Genomic DNA, 13,941 nt, shown 5'->3' on the forward strand with positions numbered 1-13,941 from the left:
ACGGCTCCACTTCTGGACATTTTGTCCAGAGGTGGGGGCCTTGCCGGGCCCCGGTCTAATCGGGCGCTCCGGGCCCTGCCCGTCACGCCCCCGCGTCATTTTTCAAATCCTCCGGGCGGGTGGTGAGCAAGTCATAAATCTCGCCTTTCGGGAAACGGTCAACAAACGGGATTGTCACGCTCCCATAGAACAGGAGCCCCTCGCCGGAATTGCTGTGTGTGATGTAGGAAAGCTGGTGCTCGGAAATGCCTAGTTGTTTTGCGATAATCGCCCGGTCACTTTGCGCCTGGGACAGCAGGATCATGAAATCCGTGTTGTCCAGAATGTTCTCGATCTCCCGGCTGGCCAATAAATCCTTGACGTTTTGCGTCAAGGCGCTGGGAACGCACCCTTTCTTGCGGAGCATCTTCCAAACGGCCACAAAATAACTGGCCGTGAGCGGATCGCGTAGCAAAATGTGAAATTCATCGAAGTAGCACCACGTCGCCAGCCCCATTGAAAAATTGGTATCAACCGACGCGGAAACAAAATCATTCGTTGTGTGCATGGCGATTTTCCGCAGGTTCTCGCCCATGCCTTTCAGCACGATGCACACCACACGGCTGTCGGTTTTTACGTTGGTCGGGTGGTTAAAGAGGTTCAGACTGCCCGTGCAGTAGAGCTCCAGGGCCGTGGCGATCCGCCGTGCCTCCGGCTCCGGCTGTTTCAAAAGTTCCTCGTACAAGTCCTGGAGCAAGGGCATTTTTGCCGTTTCCAGCCCCAGGGCAAGCTCCCGGTACACCAGCCGCACACAGCGGTCGATGACGGTTTTCTCAATAGGCTGGAGCCCCTCGCTCCCGCCCACAATGAGCTCACACAGGGAAAGCAGAAAATCCGCTTTCATGGATAGGGGGCTTTCGTCCCCGTTCACCGTGAGCCGGATGTCCATCGGGTTGATATGGTGGGGGCTGTCCGGGGCAATTTCGATCACCTGCCCGCCCAGCCGCCGCACCAGCGGCGCATATTCGCCCATCGGGTCTACCACGATAATCCGATCCTGGGTCGCCAAAAACACATTGACAAGCTCCCGTTTCGCCGCAAAGCTCTTGCCGGAGCCCGTGGAGCCCAAGTACATCCCGTTTGCGGATTTTAACTTTTTGCGGTTTGCCATAATGACATTGTTGCTTAAAGCGTTCATGCCGTAGTAGAGGGCCTGCCCGTCCATGCGGAGCTCCCGCGTCATAAAGGGCACAAAGATCGCCGTGGAACTTGTAGTCATGCCGCGCTGAATCTCGATGCCGTTGAAGCCAAGAGCCAGGGAAGAAACAAAGCCCTGCTCCTGTTGGAAGTCAAGCCGTTTCAACGCGCAGTTGTATTTTTGCGCGATGCCGGAAACCGTGAACAGGTCGTTTTCCAGCCGCTGGCGGGCGGGGGCCGTGTTCACAATTAAGAACGTGAGCAGAAACATCCGCTCATTGTGGGATTGCAGGTCGGCCAGGAGCGCCGCCGCGTCCTTGCTGAATGTAATGAGATCGGGCGGTAAAATATCCGGGTCGTACCCGGCCCGGATTGCTTTCTTTTGTTCCTCCACGCGCATTTTATCAATATCGGAAACCTTACCTTTAATCGTCTTGATGGCCTTTACCTGATCTACCGTCTGAATATGGAGCGTAATTGTCATTTCCGCGTCCATTTCCAGGAGCTCCAAAAGCAGTTTATCCGAGAGCTCCGATGCTAGGATTTGCAGATAGGACGCGGCCCCCCAGGACTGGCCCACGCGGAACGTGCGGGACTGCCGGAAGTCGAAGCTGTCCGGCGCGATAAAGTCCTTTGTCCCCATCCCGGTTTTCGGTATCATATCCCAGGAAAAGCGGAACGGCTCCCGGCCCCCAGCCGAAGCTCGGCCCCCAGGGTGCATCTGCCCGTGGAGCAGGGCAAGCCGCTCCCGCCCGTCCAGGCCTGGGATTGTACCCCCAGCTTTTTGAAGTTCCCCATCAGGTCGGACTCCACGCGCTCCAGCCGGGGCCGGGCGGCGGCGAGGTCAGCGGCGGCCACTCCAAACGTAATATATTTGGAGCGCACGATGCCATTGTTAGACCGGGCAATCTGCCGTTTGAGCATTTCCGTAAACTCGCCCCGGATGCTGTTGAAATCATCCTGGGCCGTGGGAATGTTCACCTTGTACCGGCTCCCGCCGTGGGAACGGTGGTTCACGAATGACAGTTGAAACGGCAGGGCGCTGTCAAAGTAATTGAGAAAGCCGCACCAGCCGTCAAAGATAGCCGCCTGATCCTCCGTGCTTGCCACCGAATAATTGATGTCCTCATATTCCAGCGTTTTTGTGTAGTAGCCCTCCCGCACCTTGCAGATGCCGTCTTTCAGCATTTGCACATAGGGGATCGTCTGCTGGGCGGAGATGGCCGCCCGGCCCTTACCCCTTGCGGGGCGGTTTTTTGGCGCTTGCTTTTTTTGCAATAGGCTCCTCCTTTCTTACAGCGTCCCCCTGAGTAAAGGGGGCGTAAATATTCTCCGTGCGGTAGGGCCTCGCGCCGGGCCGGGTAAACCGGGCCCGGACGATATTTCGCAACACCTTTTCCAGCGGAAGCCCGTCGCGCTCGTACATCGCCAGCAGGAACGCCGGGAGCACCAGCGCCACCATCACGAACATGGCCCCCGTGTTGCCGATGGCGCTCCGGGACAGGAAATAGGCGGGGACTCCCACCAGGGGCCGCCCCGCCGAAACAGAGTAGCTGGCGCTTTGTCAGGTTAAACGCAAGTTTCGTTTTGATTTTCGATAGGTCGTTAGGAACATTCACATAGGGCATTTATAGCCTCCTTTCGCCGCCCCGGACTTCTGGACAAAATGTCCAGAGGTCGGGCGAGGGTTCCACCTCGTTTCCCCATACGTCCCAGCCGGGCGGGGACTGCCGGGCAAAGAGCTCCACGCGGGGCACGTCCCCCAGCAGGGAAACAATCTTTTCCCGCGCATCGTCCGGCTTTTTGCTGTGGCCCTCAATGGGGGAAATAATGAATTGGTGGACGTTGGCCGCCTGCCGTTTCGGGTGGCCTTTTGTTGCCAGCAGACAAACCTCCGCATTTCCCCGCGTCCAGAAACCGAGCCCATAAAACCAGCTATCCGCGACACGGTTCTTTTTCAGCCAGACAAAAGCCACTGTTTTGAATGTGAAGCCCCACGCCTGGATCAGTCGCAGGGCCTCCGGGAGCTGGGGGAACGTGGCCCACAAAAAAAGCGCGCTGTCCGGGGCCGCAAGATCGGCCACAGGCAGAGCGCAAAGCTCGTCGATCCCCATTGTGGGGTAATGCTTTTCTGCCGCCCCCTGCAAGCCCTTTTGAGCATAGCGCCAGGGGGGATCGGCATAAATCACTCCGTATTTTCCGATAATTACACCCCTTTCCCGCCGCCCGCCACGGCCTCCCGTGCCTGTTCCAAACGCTCCACGGCAGGGCCGTAGAACGCCGGGGCGTTTTCAAAGCAGATGAAACGGCGGCCTGTGTTGAGCGCGGCAACGGCTGTTGTGCCGGAGCCCGCGCAAATATCAGCCACCACCTGCCCCTCGCGGGTGTAGGTCTTAATCAGGTACTCGCAAAGCTCCACCGGCTTTTGCGTCGGGTGGATGGTTCTTGACACGCAGGGAAACGCCAGCACGTTCCCCGGAAAGCGCCGCCCGTCCTCCGAGCCGCCCCCGGATCGGGTAAACTTCCCATAGTTGGGGCTCTGGCCGCTATTGGTCTGGATTTTCTTATAGGGCTCCCCCTGCTCAAACTGCGGATAGTAGTCCGGGGCCTTTTGGTAAAATACCAAAATGTTCTCCGACTTTTTCAGCGGGGCGCGGCGGGCGTTGAGAAAGCCCGTGCAACGGCTCTTGTACCACACCCACTCATAGCGGAGCATGGAGAGGTTGGATGAGCCTAAAACCTTGTCATAGGGGCACTGCGCGAACAGGAGCACCGCGCCCTCCGGCTTGACGGCCCACCGCACTGCCTCCCACAATTCCTCCAGCGGGAGCGGCACATCCCAATAATTCCGGGTAGTTCCATAGGGCGGATCGGTTAGTAACATATCCACCGAATGACGGGGCAGGGAGCGCAGGCCCTCGATCCCGTCCATGAGAAAAAGGCCGTCCGGCATAAGGGGCCGCCCGTCCGGGGCAAAGCTCTGGACATTTTGTCCAGAAGTGTTTTCATCGTGCATCCCGCGCCTCCTTTCCCTTTTCGGGGGCGGGCCGGGCCGCGTTTTCCTTGCTTGCCGCCTCCGCCGCTTTTGCCATCTGTTCCTTGATTGGGGCCGGGCGCACCGCCTCGGCGCGGGCCACCAGCTTTTCCACAGCCGCGTTATAGGCCCCGTATGCCGCGCTGTCCAGCCGCTCCTGTGTCGCCCGGTCTGTTCGTACCGTGGCACGGTAGCCGCTCCGGGTTCCGGGATCAGGCTTGCTGGGCGCACCCAGGAACAGCCCGTTTTTTCCGTTTACCACCTTGAAATCGTCCACCGTTACCCCGGCCACCGTCACGCTGGCAAAGCCGATGACTTTTCCTGGGGCTCGATGGGCCGCACCGTCACCTGGGGCTCCGTGGCCGCCGCCACCGCCTGCTCCACCCGGAGCTTTACGGCCTCGTCAATGGAAATCCCCTGGTGCTCCGCAAGCTCCGCGATGGGAGCGTCAAAAATCAGGCGGCGAAACTCCGCCGCCTCGTCCACGACGGGGGCCACAGCCGCCGCCGTCTGTCCTTTCGCCATATCTGAAAACCTCCTTTTCCGTTAGTGGGCGCTAAAAATGCTTTTCGAGATACTGCCCGTTTTGAACAGCATAAAGCAAAGTAAAACCGTGTAGCCAACGGTTCCCCATATCGCCCCGATGGGGTCGCCGCCCGTGGCGATGCTCTGGACGAGCACCGCATAAATACCGACACATACCAAAATCAGGAGCCCTTGAAAGCCTACCGCGAACAGGGAACGCAGATAGTTCTGCCCCGTGCCGCCAAGCTCCCGGTTTGCCAGCGTTGCCATAGGAACAGGCGCTAAACTGGTGAGCAAATATATTTCAATCATTCTGCCGTAGACAATCACGAAAATCACGATATTCAGCGCCCACATGGTAATACCGATGAGAGAGGACTGGAGCCAGAGCCCCAGCAGGGGGCCCAAGTCCATGCCCTCCAGCGTCGTTTCCAACTCCGTGAGCATATCCGCCGAAACGTCCGTGGAGCCCTGGATCAGCCCGCCCGCGTTGGCAATCACGCTTTGCGACACGTCAAAAACCGCATTGACAATGTTGAAAGTATTCGAGAGTATCAAGATCGCACAAGCCGTTTTGAAAGCCCATTTGTAGATATTCGCCACGTCAAACTCGTGCATATTGTTTTTTTCCAGGATCATCTGGATGAGCTCATAGGTCGCTACAAACGCCAGGATTAGACCGGCTATCGGCAAGATCACCGTTTCGGATAGTTGCCGAATGAGGGAGAAAACCCCGGCGTTCCACGCCGCCGGGGTAGTCCCCACCTCCGCCGCTATCTCCCCGACCCGGCTGTTGACGCTATCGAACATCCCGGAAAGGTTGCCCATGATACCGCCAATCAAAAGCTCCTTGAGAAACTCTGTGATCCAGTCGGTGAGAATACCCATAAGCGGCCCTTAAAACAAGCCGGAGAGCAGGGGGATCAGCGTCGTGCCAAGCACGATGATGCCGCCGCCAGCCATTAGCTGTTTCATACCCTGACTTTTTGCGCCAGGATTATCCGACCCGTAACCTTCAAGTAAGTTCACGACTCCCCACACGCCGAGCCCGGCTCCCAGAGCGATCACAAGGGTTTGCAGAGTGTTGATAGCAGATGCGAAAAATTCCATATAGTTCTCCATTTCTCCGGGGATAGGCCCCGGCCCAATAAATAAAGCCGCCTTTCGGCGGCAGGTTACACCTCTGGACAAAATGTCCAGAAGTCCGGTTTATGGAAAGGCGTCCGGGTCGTCCAGGTCGTCATAGTTGAGGATGTCCTCGTCCTCGTCCGTGAGCGCCCCGTCCGGCACGTCCACCGGGTACACCTCGCACACCTCCGACAGCCGGGGCCGCCTGCGGCGGTTAATCAGCTTGTCGAGGTCAAAGGCGTTTCGTTTTTTATCGGCCTCCGCCGTAAATTGGTAGTTTGGATGGCGCTCCAGTCTGTATTTAGGGGAGTAGAACGGGGGCAGGCCCCGCAGTTGCAAAATGCACTTGTCTCCCGGCATGGTCGCCAATTCGCTGGGTGTCATAAGCTCCCGGCCCAGCCGCTGGGTGTTTTGGTTGTAGCTTTCCGACTGCCCACGGGAGCGGCCCTCGGTCTGCATGGAGATTGTGGCCTTGCCGAGCCAGTTCTCGGAAATCTCCTTGATGGTGGTGCTTTCCCGGCCACCTAAGAAAATCACGCTGTCCATGTTGCCTAAAATCGTCTCGGCGTTATCCTTGTAAATGGCCTTACACTGCGACTGGGCCTGATAGAACAGCGTCAGGGAAATCTCGCGGGAGCGGATGACGGCCACCAGCTTTTCCAGATTTGGCACCTGTCCCGTGTTGGCGGCCTCGTCCCATAATACCCGCACATGATGGGGCAGGCGGCCCCCGTGTACGTTGTCCGCCCGTTCACAAAGCAGGTTGAACATCTGCGAAAAGGCCAGCGCCACAATGAAGTTATAGGTTTGCGTCGTGTCGCTGATAATAAAAAACGTCGCCGTTTTCCTGTCGCCCATGCGGTCAAGCTCCATTTCGTCATAGCTCATAATCTCCCGGAGTTGCGGGATGTCAAATGGCGCTAATCTTGCGCCGCAGGAAATCAGGATCGAACGGGCGGTTTTGCCGCTGGCAAGGCGATATTTTTTATATTGCTTGACGGCGAAACAATCCGGCTTGCGTTTTTCCAGCCCCAGGAACATATAATCAACCGCATTTAAGAAATTTTCCTCCTCCTCCTTTACCTCCATGCCGGAAATCATATCCACCAGCGTGTTCATGTTGCGATCTTCCTCCGGGCCCTCGAAAATGATATAAGCGATGAGGGCGCAATACAAAAGGCGCTCCGATTTTTCCCAAAACGGATCGCCCTCCTTGCCGTCGCCCTTTGTGTTGCTTATGAGGGTATCGACAAACTTTAGAATGTCGGCCTCGTTGTGAATGTAGGCCAGCGGGTTATAGTGCATGGATTTACTGAAATCAATGGAATTGAATACCTTAATCTTGTACCCCTGTTTCTTTTGCAGGAAGTACCCCACCTTTAGATAATACCCCTCCTTTCGGATCGACCACTACATACGACGAATGAGCCTGTAATAAGTTTGGAGTGAGCCAAAACCGGGTTTTCCCAGAGCCCGACGAGCCGATCACGCAGGTGTTGAGATTGCGGGCGTTGCCGGGTATTTTCGGGCGGGTGTTGGTGGTGAGAAACTCCGTCCCGGTGAGGATCACGTTATTTTTGAAAACGGGGTCGGTGTAGGGCTTTATATCCTTTTCCGTCCCAAACCGGGCCGAGCCGTACTCCGCATCCCTCCTATATTTTTTCGCGTTCTTACTTTTGACGTAGATCAGGAGCCGGAACGCCACGGCCCCCGCGATACCGATCAGCCAGTCCTGGGGGTGGAGCCCCGGCGAGAAATCCGCAAACGCCGGGCCGATGGTCTGCCCTAGGCCCATGAGCTTATGCGGAAAGTCAGTCCCCGCCGCCAGCCGATAGGCCGTCCCCAGCTTTAGACAGGCCCACAGTATGAACAGATACGGGATATTTGGCAGTACATATTTTCTGATTTTATCTGTCCTCACGCGCCGCCTCCTTTACCCGTTCCCGTTCATGCTGGGGTTGTTGTTTCACTTGTTCCGCCGCTTGCTTTACCTGTTCCCGGATCGGAGCGGGCCGGGATTTATCCCGTTTGAGCACCAATTTTGAATACTCCGAAAAACAGGCGGTGATGGCGTCGGCCTGGGCGGACTTGAAAAACAACAGGTATTTGTCCGGCCCGGTCTGGTAAAAAGCATAGTCCACGTTCCATTTCCGGGCCGCCCGGTCAAAGAGCCGGGGCGCGTCCACCTCAATACTGCTGGTGGCCGCGCCGTGGGCCATGAGCTGTTTCACGCTTTGCCGCCCGTGGGGAGCCTGGTGTTCCCGGTGGGCCTTGCGGATTTTCTGCCCGGCGGCCTGGAGCACATACGCCAGCCCCCGCGCCGTCAGCTTGCCCGCTTTCATGGTCACGGCGATGGAGCGCCGCGACACGTCCTCATTATTCAATCAATCCCTCCTTTCGGGGGCCCACGGCCACCTCTGGACAAAATGTCTCGAAGTGCTACCGCTCTTTGGGCTTGACGGGCACCGCGTACCGTTCCCGCACCTCCTGGGCCGCCGCCGCTTTCGCCGTCATTTCCTCCATTGTCTGCCGGATCGGGGGCCGGGCGGCCTGTTCCAGATGTTCCAGCCGTTTCAAGGCCCCGGTTGTCCGGTTCTTCATGGAGCGGAGCACGGCCCGCTCCGCTTTCAGGGGGACAGACAGCCCACGGGCGAGAGCGCCGGGCCCTTTCGGTTCTCCCACAGGCTCCCGGCCCGTCACCGCCCGGAGCGCGTTTTTCAGGTGGAGCCCGGCCTCGTGATATTCCCGGCTGGCGTTCGCAATTACGGAAAGCGCCTTTTCGTCCTGGGCGATGGATTGATCCAATTCCCGGCCCACCGCCTCCAGCGCCGGGCGGATATGCAGAAACTCCGCCGTGTGCGCCAGGGTCGACACACCCTGCTCCTGAAAGGCCGTCAGCGTCTTTTTGCACCCGTCGATGATAGCCGTTTTCAACTGCCCCAGTTTTTCCCGCAGGGTGGAAACACTCTTTTCCAGAGCTTTCACCGCGTTACCCAGGGCTTTTTTTAACCGGGCCCTCCCGCGCCTCGGCCAGCTCTTTCCGCATGGCCGCCAGTTCCTCCACCGCCGCCCCTAATTGCTTTTCCAGCCCGGCCACCTGTTCCAGCACCGCCAGAAAGTCCTCCTTGCCGGGGGCGTTGTGTTTCTCCATTACCGCCAGGAGCTCCCGCACGGCGGGCTCCGACAGGAGAGGGGCGGCGGCCCGTTTCTTACTCACGGCGGCCCTGGCCCTTGACGGTCAGGATACCCTCCAGCGTGGTCGCCGTGATCCCCAGCCGCTGGGCAACAGCAATATCATTTTTCATGGACTCCGTGACGGTATGGCCGCACACCACCAGCACATGAGAGCGCCGGAGCAGGTTCCGGCCCATGTCGATGCCGTCCTTGTGTTCCTCCGGGATCGCGTCATTGAGAATAAGCGGGAGATACAGAGCGGGGCAGATGGGCGAAAAGCCCGCCTCGTACACCGTCCGGCAATACCGGGCCGCCTGTTCCGCGTTTTCACTTTCGCCGCCGTACCATGCGGCGGTAATGTATGCAAGGGGTCGTTTCATGTTCCAAATCCTCCGTTTCTTATAATAGTAGGGTCAACCTTTCCCCCCGCCCCTTTCCAATCATGGAAAGGGGAGCGGCTCTGGAGGATATACCCCCGCCGCCCCGCAGGGAATAGCACAGCCGGGGCCGCCCGTCAAGGGTAAACCGCCGCAAGCGGCGGCGCGTTCCGCGCCCTTGACAGGCAACTCCCGGCTGTGCTTTGTGATATGCGGCGACGGGGGATATATCCAGCAGGAGCCATACGAAAAGAGGGACGGCACCTCTGGACAAAATGTCTCGAAGTGGAACGGGAATTACTTTTCCTGTTCCACCTTTTTTGTGCCCTTGCCGAGCTCCGGGGGCTGTTTCTCTTTCCAGTCGTCCAGCAGGGCGATGATCTTGTCTTTCATTTCGCGGGCCTCCGTGCCCTTGCCAAAATATTTCTCCAGTTCCGCAGTTGTGATAATCACTTTATCCTCTACCTCCTTTTTCGGTTGCGACAAGATACCGTCGATCTTGTCATGGTTGAGCTCCCCGGCCTGATCCAGCTTGCGGAGCGTTTGCGCCTGGGAGACAGACGGCGAAGCCTGCTCCCCCTCAATGGCAACGGCAATATATTTCTGGTTGTCCGGCTTGATCCGGGAAATCTCCACGGCGGGGGTAAAAGACAGCTTGCCGCCGTCCATGAGCTCCCGCAGTTCGGGAACGAGGTCATTTAACCACCGATACCGCTGTACCGTTTTTCCGCTCATGCCGTTGCGCTTGCCTACAATTTCCATTGACAGCTTGCCCTCTTTATCGTCCCCGGCCACCCCCTGATGGGAAATCGCCTCGAATTGCTGTTGCAGGGCCGCCGCCTTTTCGCTGGGCAGGAGCTTTTCACGGTGCCGCAGGTTATCGTCCGTCATGGCGAGTTTGGCCTCGTCGTCCGTCATTTCCCGGACGATACACGGCATATTTGCAAAGCCCGCCAGTTCGCTGGCCTTTTGCCGCCTGTGCCCCGTGACAATCTCATACCCGCCGCCCTCGCGGGGACGCACCAGCGCGGGCTGGTGTACGCCCTTATCCTTGACGCTCTCCACAAGGGCCTGCATTTCCACATCGTCCCGCACCTTGAACGGGTGATTTTTGAACGCATGGAGCTCGCTCAGATTGAGATAGACGATCTTTTCCTCACCGCCACGGGATGCGTCGCGGGGCTCCGGGGGCTGTTCCGGCACAGGGGGAGCGCCAGCCGCAGGGCCGGACGCGGGGCCGCCTCCGCCGCCCTTGTCTTTTGGGGCGCGGGGGGCTTTCTCTTTTTTGGGTGCTTTCGCCTTTTCCGTGGGGGCCTTTTCCTTTTTCGTCGTGCCAGCGCCGCCTGGCCCACTTCTGGACATTTTGTCCTGTTTGTCAGGCGCGGACGGCTCCCCCTTTTCCGCTTTCGGGCGGCGGCCACGGCACGGTTTTTCAGGCGCGGGAGTGGGAGGCCCCTCTTTCCCAGGCGCACCAGCCTCCGGCGCGGGCTGTTCCTTTGCGGCTTTACGCGCAGCCGCAAGGTCGATCACCGTTTCAGAGAGATCGGGCTTTTCGTTCATGCCGGGGATAGTGCCCTGTTCGGCCTCCTGCTCCGGCGCAGGGGGCACGGGCGGCCCGCCGGGATTTTCCGGCGAGGGGGCCTCGGTAACAACAGCCTCCTCCGGGCCTGTGTTCTTTTTTTTCGTCTGCCATTCGTTTTCCTCCTTTTTTGTGGCATTAAAAAAAGGCCAAACCTCCCGGTTTGACCTACGGATTTTTTTATCCCTCCTTCCTCAGCCGCCACGCAAAAACGCCGCCCGTTGTCTCCAATGGCGGCGTTTTTGTGTAGGTTGGCCCTGTATTTTCAGTTGTTTTATTATTATGCCTTTGTCAAGAATAGTAAGCGGAAGCGTGGAGATACGGCGAAATTCAGCGGCATTGGATGAGCCGGCGATAAAAATGCTGCAGCCGTGTTCAAGCGCCAGATTGACCTGTGTTTCAAGCGTATCGGGCGTGCATTCCAATAGTAAGATCTCTAGATCTGGAAAACTGCGCTGACGGATAACCTGCCGAGCGATCTCGCTTAAACTCTCATAACCGAGAAAACAGGCTTTGTATTGAGATGGCATCGTGCAGATCCCCCTTTTGCTTGCTGCACAGTCGCTATATTACCGATTCGGTATAACTAGTATAAACGAGTTTTGCACAGGGTCGAGTTTTTATTCTCGGAACCGATATTTTGTTTCAAAATAAGGCGTGAAAACGACGCTTGAAACAAAAAATGCTTAAAAACAATTTAATTTGGTCTGCTCGTCAAAAATATGTATAATGTGAACGAAAAGACAAGAAAGAAAATGCATTTTCTGTATGATGTGCTGACAGATTGACCGACGGGGCGTCGGAGAAAGGGTGCAAAAATATGAAGAAAGAAACCGGGGTATTGCGGGGCGTCAAGGTGCTTGACCTGACACGCGTACTGGCCGGGCCATACTGCGGTATGCTATTGGCAGATATGGGAGCAGACGTTATCAAGGTGGAACGACCGGGCAAAGGAGATGACAGCCGCGCGTTTTACCCGCAGATCAACGGAGAAAGCGCGTATTACATAAACCTGAATCGTAATAAACGCGGCATCACATTGGATCTCAAAAGCGACGCGGGCAAACAGACGCTGCTCGAGCTGGTCGAACAGGCGGATATTTTGATCGAAAACTATCGCCCCGGCACGATGGATAAGCTGGGACTGGGATTTAAAATACTGCACGCACGAAATCCGCGATTGGTATACGGCTGCGTATCCGGCTTCGGACAGTATGGCCGGAAACACGACCTGCCCGGCTATGATATTATCGGACAGGCGGCGGGCGGCCTGATGAGTGTGTCCGGTTGGCCGGGCGGCGAGCCCACCCGCACGGGCACGGCAATGGCGGATGTGCTTGGCGGACTGAGCCTAAGCGCCGGCATATTGGCGGCCTATATCGATGCGCAGCGTACAGGCCAAGGGCGCATGGTCGATGTGGCGCTGGTCGATTCGGTGGTTTCCTCACTGGAGATCATCAACCAGATCTATCTGGTCAAGGGACGCGTGCCAGAACGAAGCGGCAACCGATATGAGTCGTGCGCGCCGTACGATTCGTTCCGAGCGAGAGACGGCAGTTTGGTCATCGCGTGCGGCAACGATAAGCTGTTCCGCTTGCTGGCCGGTGCGATGCAAATGCCGGAACTGACGCAGGACGAGCGATTTTTTGACAATATGCACCGCCTGCAAAACCAAGCGGAACTCAAGGCCATTATTGAAGGTTGGCTTCGGGATAAGTGCATTGATGAGACTGTTGCAATGCTGCTGCAGGCCGGCGTACCGGCAAGCCCGATCAACACGATCGACCGGGTTGTGAACGACCCGCATATCGCACAGGACCGCGAAATGTTTGTCGACTGCGAACATCCGGTGGCGGGCAGGCTGGAAGCTGACCGGCAATCATATCAAGCTAAGCGGCGCGCCGTGCAGCATCAGTCCGGCGCCGCTGCTGGGACAGCATACGGAAGAGGTGCTCGGCGAGTGGCTGTCCTATTCGACCGATCGGGTCGAGCGGCTGCGGCAACAGGGCGCGCTTTGACCGGGAGGCGATGAAAAGTGAACCGGATCAGTATCACCGAAGTCGCGCCGCGTGACGGCTGGCAGAGCGTATGCGGCATCCTGCCTACCGAGCATAAGCTCGATCTGATCGAGCTTATGCTGCAGGCAGGCGTCCGGCATATCCAGCTCGGTTCGTTCGTGTCGCCCAAGGCGATCCCACAGATGGCGGATGTGCGGCGGCTTGTACAGACCCTGATCGAGCGTCACCCGAAAGCGGCGTTTTCCGCGCTCGTGCCCAACCTATATGGCGCGCGGGCCGCGGTCGAATCCGGCTTGCGCGAGATCACTTGCGTGATCTCCGTGTCGGAGTCACATAACAAAGCAAACCTTAACCTCTCGATCGATCGATCCTTTGACGAATTGGCTCGCATCCGCGCGCAGTTCCCGGCGCTCCGGATCCATCTGGACGCCGCGACCGCGTTCGGCTGTCCCTTTGAGGGGCGTACCTCGTTGGACAAGCTGATGCCGTTTCTCGAACGAGCCGTACGGATCGGCGTGGACGGAATTGACCTGTGCGACACGATCGGCGTGGCGCACCCAAGCCAGATCGCGTGCTATGTAAGCGCGGTACAGCGGGCTTTTCCCAACATGCACCTCGCCGTTCATATTCATGATACGCGAAATATGGGCATGCTCAACACTTGGACTGCGATTCATGCGGGAGTCACGAGCGTACAGACTGCATTGGGGGGGCTGGGCGGCTGTCCGTTCGCACCGGGCGCATCGGGAAACACCGCGACGGAAGATCTTGTTTACCTGCTGGAAAGGGAGGGATATGACACCGGCATCTCTTTTTCTAAACTGTTGGCAGCCGCTAAGCGGATGCACGAAACGGTTGCGGGAAATTACAGCGGTCACCATTTGAATATCGGCGCGGATCGCGTACGAACGCCAAATGAGCAATGAGGAG

At 57.8% G+C, this 13,941-nt stretch carries 14 protein-coding genes and 3 pseudogenes; 2 read left to right on the top strand and 15 right to left on the bottom strand.

The features are described from left to right. Positions 1-82: 82 nt before the first annotated feature. The 15 genes and pseudogenes from RWV98_RS05325 to RWV98_RS05395 all read right to left on the bottom strand — a co-directional run bounded on the left by RWV98_RS05325 (position 83) and on the right by RWV98_RS05395 (position 11,523). Positions 83-2,454, bottom strand: a pseudogene (locus RWV98_RS05325) (VirB4-like conjugal transfer ATPase, CD1110 family). Beyond that, positions 2,411-2,804, bottom strand: a pseudogene (locus RWV98_RS05330) (PrgI family protein). The pseudogenes RWV98_RS05325 and RWV98_RS05330 overlap by 44 nt, the downstream one beginning before the upstream one ends. Beyond that, complete coding sequence (locus RWV98_RS05335) at positions 2,805-3,365, bottom strand: MT-A70 family methyltransferase (RefSeq protein WP_317864272.1); 561 nt, start codon at positions 3,363-3,365, stop codon at positions 2,805-2,807. It abuts the pseudogene before it with no gap. Between the two features lie 17 nt (positions 3,366-3,382). Further along, positions 3,383-4,192 carry a DNA-methyltransferase gene (locus tag RWV98_RS05340; protein ID WP_442872102.1) on the bottom strand — a complete coding sequence of 270 codons (810 nt, stop codon included), beginning with the start codon at positions 4,190-4,192 and terminating at the stop codon, positions 3,383-3,385. After that, a complete protein-coding gene (locus RWV98_RS05345) occupies positions 4,182-4,487 on the bottom strand; it encodes a hypothetical protein (protein WP_317864273.1) in 306 nt (101 codons plus the stop codon). Before RWV98_RS05345 ends, RWV98_RS05340 begins: the two co-directional genes overlap by 11 nt. A gap of 17 nt (positions 4,488-4,504) precedes the next feature. Further along, positions 4,505-4,735 carry a hypothetical protein gene (locus RWV98_RS05350; protein WP_317864275.1) on the bottom strand — a complete coding sequence of 77 codons (231 nt, stop codon included), beginning with the start codon at positions 4,733-4,735 and terminating at the stop codon, positions 4,505-4,507. A gap of 21 nt (positions 4,736-4,756) precedes the next feature. Then, on the bottom strand, positions 4,757-5,623 hold the full coding sequence (locus tag RWV98_RS05355; protein ID WP_317864277.1) for a VirB6/TrbL-like conjugal transfer protein, CD1112 family: 867 nt from the start codon (positions 5,621-5,623) through the stop codon (positions 4,757-4,759). A gap of 9 nt (positions 5,624-5,632) precedes the next feature. After that, positions 5,633-5,845 (bottom strand): Maff2 family mobile element protein, encoded by a 213-nt coding sequence (locus RWV98_RS05360; RefSeq protein WP_317864279.1) that lies wholly within the window; start codon positions 5,843-5,845, stop codon positions 5,633-5,635. Positions 5,846-5,944: 99 nt separating this feature from the next. Then, positions 5,945-7,784, bottom strand: a pseudogene (locus tag RWV98_RS05365) (VirD4-like conjugal transfer protein, CD1115 family). Continuing rightward, on the bottom strand, positions 7,771-8,247 hold the full coding sequence (locus RWV98_RS05370; RefSeq protein ID WP_442872103.1) for a PcfB family protein: 477 nt from the start codon (positions 8,245-8,247) through the stop codon (positions 7,771-7,773). Before RWV98_RS05370 ends, RWV98_RS05365 begins: the two are co-directional and overlap by 14 nt. A 55-nt stretch (positions 8,248-8,302) precedes the next feature. Beyond that, complete coding sequence (locus RWV98_RS05375; protein ID WP_317864281.1) at positions 8,303-8,848, bottom strand: DUF6674 family protein; 546 nt, start codon at positions 8,846-8,848, stop codon at positions 8,303-8,305. A 4-nt stretch (positions 8,849-8,852) separates the two neighbouring features. Continuing rightward, the gene (locus RWV98_RS05380; protein WP_442872104.1) at positions 8,853-9,014 is read right to left on the bottom strand and encodes a DUF6674 family protein; all 162 of its coding nucleotides are present in this window, start codon (positions 9,012-9,014) and stop codon (positions 8,853-8,855) included. A 58-nt stretch (positions 9,015-9,072) separates the two neighbouring features. Beyond that, positions 9,073-9,417 carry a DUF7768 domain-containing protein gene (locus RWV98_RS05385; protein ID WP_317864283.1) on the bottom strand — a complete coding sequence of 115 codons (345 nt, stop codon included), beginning with the start codon at positions 9,415-9,417 and terminating at the stop codon, positions 9,073-9,075. A gap of 294 nt (positions 9,418-9,711) precedes the next feature. Continuing rightward, positions 9,712-11,022, bottom strand: coding sequence for a ParB/RepB/Spo0J family partition protein (locus RWV98_RS05390; RefSeq protein WP_317864284.1), 1,311 nt, complete (start codon positions 11,020-11,022; stop codon positions 9,712-9,714). 165 nt (positions 11,023-11,187) lie between these two features. After that, complete coding sequence (locus tag RWV98_RS05395) at positions 11,188-11,523, bottom strand: hypothetical protein (protein WP_317864286.1); 336 nt, start codon at positions 11,521-11,523, stop codon at positions 11,188-11,190. 290 nt (positions 11,524-11,813) lie between these two features. Between RWV98_RS05395 and RWV98_RS05400 the strand changes: the two genes are divergently transcribed. Then, on the top strand, positions 11,814-13,025 hold the full coding sequence (locus RWV98_RS05400) for a CaiB/BaiF CoA transferase family protein (RefSeq protein ID WP_317864288.1): 1,212 nt from the start codon (positions 11,814-11,816) through the stop codon (positions 13,023-13,025). Between the two features lie 3 nt (positions 13,026-13,028). Next, positions 13,029-13,937 carry a hydroxymethylglutaryl-CoA lyase gene (locus RWV98_RS05405; protein ID WP_317864290.1) on the top strand — a complete coding sequence of 303 codons (909 nt, stop codon included), beginning with the start codon at positions 13,029-13,031 and terminating at the stop codon, positions 13,935-13,937. Positions 13,938-13,941 lie beyond the last annotated feature (4 nt).

It is taken from the genome of Agathobaculum sp. NTUH-O15-33 (assembly GCF_033193315.1).
GTDB classification, from domain to species: Bacteria; Bacillota; Clostridia; order Oscillospirales; family Butyricicoccaceae; genus Agathobaculum; species Agathobaculum faecihominis_A.